The sequence below is a fragment of the Zoogloea oleivorans genome, assembly GCF_008107625.1.
Taxonomy (GTDB): Bacteria; Pseudomonadota; Gammaproteobacteria; order Burkholderiales; family Rhodocyclaceae; genus Zoogloea; species Zoogloea oleivorans.
Genome location: NZ_SDKK01000009.1, coordinates 220670 through 231959 on the forward strand (window position 1 = coordinate 220670; position 11290 = coordinate 231959).

The window sequence follows — 11290 nt, forward strand, 5'->3', positions numbered from 1 at the left end:
CGCCGTGATCCGGAGCCCCCTTTCGAGGAGAATTAAAATGAAGCGCTTCAAGCAGATTCTTGCCGCCACCCTGATTGTCAGTACCACCCACGTGGCCTTCGTCCAAACGGCCCAGGCCACCATGATCGGCACCGAGCAGGTGGCCCAGGGCGCCGCCAGCCGTTCCGGCCAGGATGCCCGCAATCACCTCAACGACATGTTCTCCCGCGCCGATGTGCAGGCCCGCCTGGAAAACCTCGGCGTGAATGCCGCTGATGCCCGCGACCGGGTGGCCGCCCTCACCGATGAAGATGCCGCCCGTCTCTCCGAGCAGATCGACAAGGCCCCGGCCGGTGGTTTCATCGAAGTGATCATCTTCATCTTCCTGGTGCTGCTGCTCACCGACATTCTCGGCTTCACCAAGGTCTTTCCCTTTACCCGCTCGATCCGCTAAACGCGGGCGCCAGGTATGGTTTTCCTGCCGCAGCGTCGCCAGCTGATGTTTGCCGGTGGCGCTGCAACGGTGCTCGCCCTGGCCGGCTGCGCGGCGCAGACGGCCTTGATCCGTGACACGCCGCCGGCCGGTTTGCCGCGGCGGGTGGAGCTGTCGGCCACGCCGTATTACCCGCAGGACGACTACCAGTGCGGCCCGGCTGCGCTGGCCATGGCGCTGGGGCCGGCAGGTTTCGCTGTGCGTCCGGAAACACTGGCCGGGCAGGTTTTCCTGCCGGGGCGACACGGATCGCTGCAGATCGAGATGTTGTCCGGTGCGCGGCGGACGGGGGCGCTGGCGGTTGAAGTTCCCGGCACGCTGGAAGCCCTGATGCGCGAGACCGCGGCGGGGCATCCGGTGGTCGTGTTGCTCAACCTCGGCCTGGCGTGGGCGCCGACCTGGCATTACGCGGTGGTGATCGGCTATGACCTCGATGAAGCGGCCTTCCTGCTGCGTTCCGGGCCGATGGAACGCCAGGTGCTGCCTTTCCGTACTTTTGAACTGACCTGGGTACGCGCGGGCGCCTGGGCTTTTGTCGCCCTGCCGGCGGGCCAGCTGGCCGCCAGCGCAGACGAAGCCGCCACCACCCGCGCCCTCGTCGCCTTTGAAAAAGCTGCCCCGCCGGGCAAGGCTGCGCCTGCCTACCGTGCCGCCCTGGCCCGCTGGCCGGACAGCCTGACCCTGGCCATGGGCCTCGGCAACAGCCTTTACGCTGCCGGCGACCGGCCCGGTGCAGAAGCGGCCTTCCGTGAGGCGGCCAGGCACCACGCTTCCGCCGCCGCCTGGAACAATCTGGCGGTGATCCTGCTGGAGGCGGGGCGTATCGATGCAGCGCGGGCAGCAGCCCGCCGTGCCATCGAACTCGGCGGCCCGACCATTGATGCCGCCCGCGACACCCTCAAGCGCATCGACGCCGCCCGCTAGCCCTTCACGCACACTACCTGACGCAGCGTATGCACGATCTCCACCAGATCGGCCTGCGCCGCCATTACCGCGTCGATGTCCTTGTAGGCCATCGGAATCTCGTCGATCACGTCCTTGTCCTTGCGACACTCCACACCCTCGGTGGCGCGTACCTGGTCGGCCACGCTGAAGCGTTTCTTCGCCTGGGTGCGGCTCATGCTGCGGCCGGCGCCGTGGCTGCACGAGCAGAAGGCTTCTTCGTTGCCCAGCCCGCGGACGATGAAGCTCTTCGCGCCCATTGAACCGGGAATGATCCCCAACTGATCTTTATGGGCGGCCACCGCGCCCTTGCGTGTCACCAGCACTTCGCGGCCGAAGTGGGTTTCCCGCTGCACGTAGTTGTGGTGGCAATTCACCGCTTCCACGTCGGCGACGAAGGGTTTGGCGATGATCCGCCGGGCGGCGGCAACCACGCTTTGCATCATCAGCAGACGGTTGCGGCGGGCAAAGTCCTGGGCCCAGCCGACCGCCTCCACGTAGTCGTCGAAGTGGCGGCTGCCCTCGGTGAAGTAGGCCAGATCCCGGTCCGGCAGATTGGCGATGTGCTGGCGCATGTCGGCCTGGGCGAGTTCGATGAACAGGCTGCCGATGGCGTTGCCGACCCCGCGGGAGCCCGAATGCAGCATGAACCACACGCGGCCTTCCTCGTCGAGGCACACCTCGATGAAGTGGTTGCCGGTGCCCAGCGTGCCCAGGTGCAGGCGGTTGTTGGTGCGTTCGAGCTTCGGGTACTTGTCGGTAATGCGCTTGAAGCTGGCGTGGAGCGTCCGCCACATGGCGTCCACCGGGGCGGGCGCGTCACCCCACGCGCCAGCGTCGCGTTTCCCGAAGGTCTTGCCGTGGGGCACGGCCGCCTCGATGGCGCTGCGCAGGGCGTGCAGATTGTCGGGCAGGTCGGCGGCCGTCAGCGAGCTGCGGGCGGCCATCATGCCGCAGCCGATATCCACGCCCACCGCCGCCGGGATGATCGCCCCGACAGTGGGAATCACGCTGCCGATGGTCGAGCCCTTGCCCAGATGCACGTCGGGCATCACCGCCAGATGCCGGTAGATAAAGGGCATGCGGGCGGTGTTGATCAACTGCTGGCGGGCTTCGTCCTCGACGGGCACGCCGCGGGTCCATAGCTTGATCGGGGCGGCGCCGGGGATGGTGAGGGTGTCGTGGGGAGGCATGGGCAGGATTATGGGTGTATTTGACTTGCGTCTTTCCATTCGGCATTCACCGGGCCTAAAGTAGCAGTTAGCCGGCCATGAAAATCCACCAGTTGTCCGCCTCCGAAGCCCTCGCCAGTGTGCGCAGTTCGGCGCAGGGGCTGGTGTCGGCCGATTCGGCGGCACGGCTGGCCGAATACGGCCCCAACCGGGTCGAGCCACTGGCCCGCGAGCACTGGGCGCTGCGCCTGCTCAAAGAATTCACTCACCTCTTTTCGGTGATCCTGTGGGTGGCCGCCGGGCTGGCCTTTCTGGCCGACTGGTACGACCCGGGCGAAGGCATGGCCCGGGTGGGCGTGGCGGTGGTGGTGGTGATCCTGCTCTCGGGCCTGTTCTCCTTCTGGCAGGAGGCCCGCGTCGAGCGCACGCTGGCAGCGCTGCAGGGCCTGCTGCCCAGCCAGGTGGAGGTGCTGCGCGACGGGGTGGTGCTGAAGCTGGCCGCCGAGGCACTGGTGCCGGGGGACGTGATCCTGCTCGCCCAGGGCGACAATGTGCCGGCCGACTGCCGCCTGATCGAAGCCTTCGGCCTGCGCATCAACCGATCCACCGTTACCGGCGAATCCCGCCCCGGCAGCGGCGATGCGGCGCCGTCCGCCGAAGAACAGGCCATCGATGCCCGCAACATCCTGCTCGCCGGTACTTCGGTGGTGGCCGGGCAGGGGCGGGCGGTGGTCTTTGCCACCGGTGCGCACACCGAATTCGGGCGCATCGCCCACCTCACCCAGATTGGCAGCGGCGAGGATTCGCCCCTGCGCCGCGAGATCGCCCACCTGAGCCGGCGCATCGCCTACCTGGCACTGGGCATCGGAGCCTTCTTCTTCGCGCTCGGCAGTCTCGTTGGCGTGCCTTTCTGGCGCGATCTGATCCTCAGCATCGGCATCATCGTCGCGCTGGTGCCCGAAGGCCTGCTGCCGACCCTGACCCTCTCGCTGGTCCTCGCCGCCCAGCGCATGGCGCGCCGCAATGTGCTGATCCGTCACCTGCCGTCGGTGGAAACGCTGGGCTCGGTGACGGTGATCTGCACCGACAAGACCGGCACCCTCACCGAGAACCGCATGCGCGTGCGGCGGGTCTTCCTTGATCTGCAGTTGCAGGATGCGGATACCCCTGCGCCGGGCCACGATCTGTTCTTCCGCGTCGCCCGTTATTGCCAGGACCTCACCGAGACCCGTCCGGATGGTCGCCTCGAGCTGGCCGGCGACCCCCTCGAAATCGCCCTGGTGGAAATGGCCGAACGCCTCGCCCCCCAGCCGGCCCCGGCCTCGCGCAGCGACGAATGGCCCTTCGACTCGGAGCGCATGCGCCAGTCGGTGGTCTATCCCGACGCCGATGGCCAGATGCTCTACTGCAAGGGGGCGCTGGAGCGCGTGCTGCCCCTGTGCGAATCGATCGTGCTGGCGGGCGGCGCGCAGGCGCTGGACGAGGCCGCCCGCGCTGCCATCCTGCGCGCGCAGGAGGAAATGGCCGTGGCCGGCCTGCGTGTCATTGCGTTGGCCAGCCGCCGCCTGCCGCCCGATTGCCCGCGCGACGCGGAAGAGCAGGCCCTGTGCTTCTGCGGTCTGGCCGGCATCGAAGACCCGCCGCGGGCCGATGTGGAAGCCGCCATCGCCACCTGCCACGGGGCCGGCATCCAGGTCATCATGATTACCGGCGATCACCCCGGCACGGCGGTCGCCATCGCCCGGCAGATCGGCCTGGTGCGTGGCGATGCGCCGCGGGTGATCACCGGCGCCGAGCTGCGCCGCCTGCATCCGGCGCAGCTCCAGCTGGCTCTCGATGCGCCGGAAATCCTCTTCGCCCGCGTCGCCGCCGACCAGAAGATGCGCATCGTCGAGGCCCTCAAGGCCAAGGGCTACATCGTCGCGGTGACCGGCGACGGGGTGAACGATGCGCCCGCCCTGCGCGCCGCCCACATCGGCATTGCCATGGGCATCACCGGCACCGACGTGGCCAAGGAGGCCGCCGACATGGTGCTGCTGGACGATCACTTCGCCAGCATCGTCACGGCCATCGAGGAGGGCCGCGCGGTGTTCCAGAACATCCGCAAGTTCCTCACCTACGTGCTGGTGCACAACGTGGCCGAGCTCATCCCCAACCTGGCCTTCGCGCTGTTCCGCATCCCGCTGCCGCTGATGCCGGTGCAGGCGCTGGCCATCGACATGGGCACCGACTCGCTCACCGCCCTCGGCCTGGGGGTCGAGCGTGGCGACCCGGGGCTGATGACGCGCCCTCCGCGTGCCCGCAGCCAGCGCCTGCTCAACACCGCGGTGGCGCTGCGCGCCTATCTTTTCCTCGGCCTCTACGAAGCGGCCGCGGCGCTGGCGGTGTTCTTCCACGTGTTGCTGGGCGGTGGCTGGACTTACGGCATGGCGCTGGGCGGTGACGATCTGCTCTACCGCCAGGCCACCACCGCCTGCCTGTCGGCCATCGTGCTGCTGCAGATCGTCAACGTCTTCCTGTGCCGCAGCGCGCTGCGCTCCGTCTTCACCACCGGCCTCGGCGGCAACCGGCTGATCCTGTGGGGTGTGGCGCTGGAAGTCGCTCTGATCCTGCTCATCGACTACACCCCGCTGGGCAACGAACTCCTCGGCACCGCGCCGATTCCGGCGAGCGTGTGGCTGTTCCTGCTGCCGTGGGCCGTCGGCATGATTGCCATCGAAGAAACACGCAAATTCTTCGCCCGCCGCCACCTGGCCCACGCCACCGAATTTCCTGTGGGTCGGACTTCAGTCCGACACGCCCCGCCCAGCAAGGAGCCATTCCCATGAGCATCCCCGCCAGCATGCGCGCCATGGTCCTGCACCGCCCCGGCGAAGCCCTGCGCCTCGAAATCCTGCCGGTGCCCAGCCCCGGCCCGGGCCAGATTCAGCTCAAGGTGGAAGCCTGCGGGGTATGCCGCACCGACCTGCACCTCATCGACGGCGAACTCCCCGACCCGGTGCTGCCCATCATCCCCGGCCACGAAATCGTCGGCCGCATCAGTGCGCTGGGCGAGGGCGTGACGGGCGTCAGCATCGGCGAGCGGGTCGGCGTGCCGTGGCTCGGGTGGACCTGCGGCAGTTGCCACTTCTGCACGAGTGGCCGCGAAAACCTGTGCGACGCGGCCCGCTTCACCGGCTACCAGATCAACGGCGGCTATGCCGAATACACCGTTGCCGACGCCCGCTACTGCTTCCCGCTGGCCGAATGCGCCGCCATGCCCTCGGCCCTCGAACTGGCCCCGCTGCTGTGCGCGGGCCTCATCGGCTACCGCGCCCTGCGTCTCGCCGGCAATACGCAAAAAGTTGGCCTCTACGGCTTCGGCGCCGCGGCCCACATCATTGCCCAGGTCCTGAAACATCAGGGCCGTCCTTTCTACGCCTTCACCCGTCCCGGTGACAGCGAGAGCCAGGCCTTCGCCCGCGAGCTCGGCGCCGCCTGGGTGGGCGACGCCAGCCAGCGCCCGCCGCAGCGCCTCGATTCCGCGCTGATCTTCGCCCCCGCCGGCCCGCTGGTGCCGGCCGCGCTGAAGCATCTCGAGAGGGGCGGGGTGGTGGTCTGCGCCGGCATCCACATGAGCGACATCCCGGCCTTTCCCTACGCCGACCTGTGGGGCGAGCGGATGATCCGCTCGGTGGCGAACCTCACCCGCCAGGACGGCATCGATTTTCTCGACCTCGCTCCCCGCGTGCCGGTGCACACCGCGGTGACCCGCTTCGCGCTGGCCGACGCCAACCGCGCACTGGAAACCCTGCGCCGCGGCGCGATCCAGGGCGCGGCGGTGCTGGCGATGGACTGAGCCACCGCGCGAGAGGTACTCGCGACCTTCTCCCGGACAGGCGCGATATCCCCGGCGTCCCTCGCGTGGGGCGGGGAGTTCCGGGCGTCGGTCCTGGGGATACACCGAGCCTGTCACCGGGATAGGCGCTCCGGTCTTTTTGAGTGAGCTGCCCTATCCGGACGACACCCGGGTAGTGTCGCGGCGTCTCTCGCCTGGGGCTTCGGGAATGGGGGGCCCTTTCCCGGTGTGCCAGGCTTGGGACTCCGGGAGGGTCGGGTGGGGCTTGGCGCTTGTCGGGTCAGCGACGCCAGCCAGCAAGCGCTGGACAAACTCGACGCTGCGCTGATCTTCGCCCCCGCCGGGCCGCTGGTGCCGGCCGCGCTGGGGCACATGGAGAAGGGCGGCTGCGTGGTCTGCGCGGGCATCCACATGAGCGACATTCCGGCCTTTCCGTATGCGGATCTGTGGGGTGAGCGGGTGATTCGTTCGGTGGCGAACCTCCCGCGGCAGGCCGTTTCGTGCCTAGCCGGCGGGCTTCTCCAGCCACCCGACCAGGATTTCAAAGAACTCGCTGGCGTTGATGGGCTTGGTGATGTGACCGTTCATTCCGGCATCCAGGCAGGCTTTGCGGTCTTCCTCGAAAGCACTGGCCGTCATGGCCAGGATGGGCGTGTCGATGTTCCGCGAATCGGTGCGAATCGCCCGCGTGGCATCCAGCCCGTTCATGTGCGGCATCTGCATGTCCATCAGGATCACGGCGTAGGTGGTTTGTTGCGCCATGCGCAGGGCTTCGACGCCATCCGCGGCCAGATCCACGGCCAGGCCGACATATTCCAGCAGGTCCCGGGAAACCTCCTGGTTGATCGGTTCGTCTTCTGCCAGCAGGATGCGTGCGCCCTGGAACTGACTTTGCAGCCGTGCTTCTGCGCTGTCGTGCACGAGCGCCGGTGCGAGGGACGCCAGTTGCACGGACTTGCCAAGCCGGGCGGTGAACCAGAAGGTGCTGCCTGCGCCGAGTGTGCTGTTGACGCCGATGGCTCCGCCCATCATCTGCGCCAGCCGTTTGCTGATCGCCAGCCCCAGGCCGGTGCCGCCGTATTTTCTGGTCATCGACCCATCGGCCTGCTCGAAAGCGGTGAACAGTCGCGCCTGCTCGTCAGGGCTGATGCCTATGCCGCTATCCTGAACTTCGAAGCGCAGCACGACCTCGTCGGGCGTTTCCTCGATCCGCCGGGCCCGCACGGTGATGGCGCCCCGGGCGGTGAACTTGGTGGCGTTGCCCATCAAGTTGAGGAGGATCTGCCCCAGCCGCAGGGGATCGCCGAGTAATGCCTGAGCGGCAATGTCCGGCGGCAGGTCGATTCGCAGAGCCAGGTTTTTTTCCTGGGTCCTTGGTCGTATCAGGCCCAGCAGATTGTCCACCACGTCGGCACAATTGAAGTTCACCTGTTCCAGGGTCAGGCTGTCGGCTTCGATCTTGGACAGGTCGAGGATGTCGTTGATGACGCACAGCAGGTGTTGCGAGGCATGCTCCACCTTCGTCAGCTGATCGTGCAGTTTCGGGTTGTCTGCACGGCGCAGGGCCAGCCCGGTCATGCCCATGATGGCGTACATCGGCGTGCGCAGTTCATGGCTCATGTTGGCCAGAAAACGGCTCTTGGCACGGCTGGCGGCCTCGGCGGCGTCTTTTGCCGTTGCCAGTTCATGCGTGCGGATGGCCACCAGATCCTCCAGCTCGTCGCGATGCCGCGCGAGTTTCAGCTCGGCCCGTTCCTGCGTCATCAGTATCAGGCCGTTGGAGAGCAGGATCAGGCAGGTGATGGCCGTCAGGAATGTGGCGGTCTGAATCTGGCTGACGGCCAGAATGGAGAGCGATCCTGCCTGGCCGCTGAGCGCCACGCCGATCCGGACGATGAAGGTCGCAACGATGAGCGCGAAGCCGGTCATCAGGATGTACTGGCCACGGCCGTTCATCTGGTGGCGATGCTGCATCAGGGTCCGGACAATGTAGGCGCTCTGCATCCCCACGAGCGTGCCACTGGCAATGATGCGCACCGGCAGGTTGTCGAGAAAGCAGTAAAACGTGAGCGCTGCCACCGGTACCGGCAGCCACACCAGCCAGCGAGGGGGGACGCGCTGTTGAAAGCTGAAAATACCTTCGGTGAACAGCGCGAAGCTGATCGACAAGGCCGTATTGGCCACGATGATCGACCATCCATCGCTGATCTGCCCGCGCAGCGCAAACAGCAGATAAGCGAAGGCGTGGACGACCAGGGCGCCTGACCAGATCAGCAGTTCGCGATTGCGTCGAAATGCCACTGCGGCAATGGACGCCGCGGAAACCAGGCTGGCGACGACTATTGTCGCGATCAGGGTGCCAATGCTCAGATTCATGGTGGGTACGGTGGTGAAGTCAGACCCGTCTTGGCGGGCTAAAAACTTGGGCGGGGTCAGGACAGTGGCAATTCTGGTCGACAAGCAGGTGCCGCCGTGTGATTTTGGGAGCATTTCTGCCAATTAATGCCCGGGACGGGGCGGCGTCCTGTTCGCCGTCGCCCGACGCCGATATATCGGCGACGATCCCCCGGAGGGCGCATCATGGTTGCCTGATTTCAGGAACCGGCCTGCGGATTTTCCGGAAGGAGAGGGAAATGACAAACAGGATTACGACGGCCGCTGCCGACGTGCGGATTGGCGACCATATCTACAACGGTCCCGGTGCCAACGCCCACCCGACTTTTGCATGGGAAACGGTGACGCACGTTGATCTGGTGGATGGTTTGATCAGGCTGACGGCGGGGCGCCTCGACCACGCCAACGGGGAGTTCTGGTTCGAGCCGGAAGAGTCCGTGGCGGTCATTCGCTACCCGCCGGCGGAGCCCGAAAAAGCCGTCGTCAAGTCGCACAACAAGCACGGCCACGGGCATTCCGGGTAATCCGCCTCTGGTGGGGTTTTTCATGGCCAGCATGAAACGCTGTGCCGGGATTGTGCTAAAACCGGTGCGACGTTTCCCCGCCCCGCCGACCGATGCCCGTTCCTCCCCTGCTAAGCCAGGCTGTCTCCCGTCTGCGCCACCCCACCCGCCGCGGCGTCGCGCTGGCCGTGGCGGCCGTGCCGGCGCTCCTCCTCGCCTACAGCGTGGTCCTGATTCCCTTCACGCCGGGCATCCGTGACATCCGCAAGGCCAAGCTGGAGCTGCCGGCGCGGGTGATGTCGGCGGATGGCAAGGAACTGGCGGTGTTCAAGTGGGCCAACCGCGAGTGGGTGGGGCTTTCGGATATCTCGCCGCAGGTCACGGCGGCGCTGATCGCCACCGAGGATCACCGTTTTTACGAACACCACGGCATCGACTTCTACCGCCTCGGCGGTGCCGCGCTGCGGACCTTCTCGGGCGACAAGCAGGGCGGCTCGACACTCACCCAGCAACTGGCGCGCAACCTCTTTCCCGACGAGATCGGGCGGGCGCCGACGCTGACGCGCAAGCTCAAGGAGGCGATCACCGCCTTCAAGATCGAGGCGCTGTATTCGAAGGACGAGATTCTCGAAACCTATCTCAACACGGTGCCCTTTCTGTACAACGCGTGGGGCATCGAGATGGCCGCGCGCACCTACTTCGACAAGCCGGCCCGCGCGCTGGATGTGCTGGAGGGCGCCACGCTGGTCGGCATGCTGAAGGGCAACAGCTATTACAACCCGGTGATCAACCCCGAACGGGCGGTGGCCCGGCGCAACATCGTGCTGGCGCAGATGGTGAAGCGCGACAAGCTCGACGAGGCGCGGCTGGCGGCGCTGCAGAAGAAGCCCCTGCGCATCGACTTCGAGCGCCAGCTGGAAGCGCCCGGCCCGGCGCCGCACTTTGCCCAGCAATTGCGCAAATGGCTGATCGCCTGGGCCGACAGCCACGACTACAACATCTACGCCGACGGGCTGGTGGTGCGCACGACGCTCGACAGCCGCCTGCAGGCCCAGGCCACCCAGGCGGTGATCCGTCGCGGCCGCCAGTTGCAGGGCCTGGCCGATCAGGCCTGGGGCGGGCGTAAGGGCTGGGCCGGCAGCCCGGAACTGGTCGAGGCCTTCGTGAAGGAGTCGAAGGAATATCGCATCGCACTGGCCCGCGGCCAGACCCCCGAGGAAGCACTCGCCCGCCTGCTCGCCGACAAGCCGTTCATCGATGCGCTGCGTCGGGACAAGACCCGCGTGCAGGTCGGCTTCTTCGCCCTCGATCCGCGGGACGGCCAGGTGCGCGCGTGGGTCGGCAGCCGGGATTTCGTGCTCGATCCCTTCGACCACGTGGCCCAGGCGCGCCGCCAGCCGGGCTCCACCTTCAAGCCCTTCGTGTACGGGGCGGCCTTCGACAAGGGCATGAGCCCGGCGGACACGATCATCGACCAGGAGGTCGAGATCCCGCTGAAGAACGACGAGATCTGGCGCCCCACCGACGAGTCGCCACCCAGCGGCAAGCCGGTGAGCCTGCGCGACGGGCTGGTCTATTCGCGCAACCGCATCACCGCCCAGCTGGTCGAGCAGATTGGTGTGGGCCGCGTAGCCAAGCTGGCCCGTGCCATGGGCGTGCGTCAGAGCCCGCTCGAAGAGGTGCCGTCGCTGGCCCTCGGCACCAGCCCGGTGACGCTGAAGGAGATGGTCTCGGCCTACGGCACCATCGCCAACGGCGGCGGCTACATTGAGCCGGTGCTGGTGACCCGCGTGGAGGACAGCCACGGCACGGTGCTGGAGGAGTTCGCGCCGCTGGCCCCCGAGGAAGCCCTGCCGCCGGCGACTGCCTACACCCTGCTCGACGTGATGCGCGGTGTCATCGACCGGGGCACCGGCACGGCCATCCGCAACACCTTCGGCCTGCGCGCCGACCTGGCCGGCAAGACCGG

At 67.2% G+C, this 11290-nt stretch carries 8 protein-coding genes; 6 read left to right on the forward strand and 2 right to left on the reverse strand.

What is annotated here, in order from left to right; translation table 11 throughout:
* The first annotated feature begins 37 nt into the window (after positions 1–37).
* Together ETQ85_RS11610 and ETQ85_RS11615 are read left to right on the forward strand one after the other, a co-directional pair.
* Positions 38–433 (forward strand): PA2779 family protein, encoded by a 396-nt coding sequence (locus tag ETQ85_RS11610; protein WP_148579214.1) that lies wholly within the window; start codon positions 38–40, stop codon positions 431–433.
* Positions 434–448: 15 nt separating this feature from the next.
* A complete protein-coding gene (locus ETQ85_RS11615; protein ID WP_187394681.1) occupies positions 449–1396 on the forward strand; it encodes a PA2778 family cysteine peptidase in 948 nt (315 codons plus the stop codon).
* Here the strand turns inward: ETQ85_RS11615 and ETQ85_RS11620 are convergent.
* Positions 1393–2607 (reverse strand): RtcB family protein, encoded by a 1215-nt coding sequence (locus ETQ85_RS11620; protein ID WP_148579215.1) that lies wholly within the window; start codon positions 2605–2607, stop codon positions 1393–1395. The genes ETQ85_RS11615 and ETQ85_RS11620 overlap by 4 nt on opposite strands.
* Before the next feature lie 77 nt (positions 2608–2684).
* Between ETQ85_RS11620 and ETQ85_RS11625 the strand changes: the two genes are divergently transcribed.
* Both ETQ85_RS11625 and ETQ85_RS11630 read left to right on the forward strand, forming a co-directional pair.
* Positions 2685–5414, forward strand: coding sequence for a cation-translocating P-type ATPase (locus tag ETQ85_RS11625; RefSeq protein WP_148579216.1), 2730 nt, complete (start codon positions 2685–2687; stop codon positions 5412–5414).
* The gene (locus ETQ85_RS11630) at positions 5411–6424 is read left to right on the forward strand and encodes a zinc-dependent alcohol dehydrogenase family protein (RefSeq protein ID WP_246128746.1); all 1014 of its coding nucleotides are present in this window, start codon (positions 5411–5413) and stop codon (positions 6422–6424) included. Before ETQ85_RS11625 ends, ETQ85_RS11630 begins: the two co-directional genes overlap by 4 nt.
* A 504-nt stretch (positions 6425–6928) precedes the next feature.
* Here the strand turns inward: ETQ85_RS11630 and ETQ85_RS11640 are convergent.
* A complete protein-coding gene (locus ETQ85_RS11640) occupies positions 6929–8800 on the reverse strand; it encodes an ATP-binding protein (RefSeq protein ID WP_187394682.1) in 1872 nt (623 codons plus the stop codon).
* Positions 8801–9057: 257 nt separating this feature from the next.
* On the opposite strand from ETQ85_RS11640, the gene ETQ85_RS11645 reads away from it, so the two are divergent.
* The gene (locus ETQ85_RS11645; protein ID WP_148579218.1) at positions 9058–9342 is read left to right on the forward strand and encodes a hypothetical protein; all 285 of its coding nucleotides are present in this window, start codon (positions 9058–9060) and stop codon (positions 9340–9342) included.
* A 92-nt stretch (positions 9343–9434) separates the two neighbouring features.
* Positions 9435–11290, forward strand: a 1856-nt coding sequence (locus tag ETQ85_RS11650; protein ID WP_148579219.1) for a transglycosylase domain-containing protein, incomplete at its 3' end; no start/stop codon positions are given.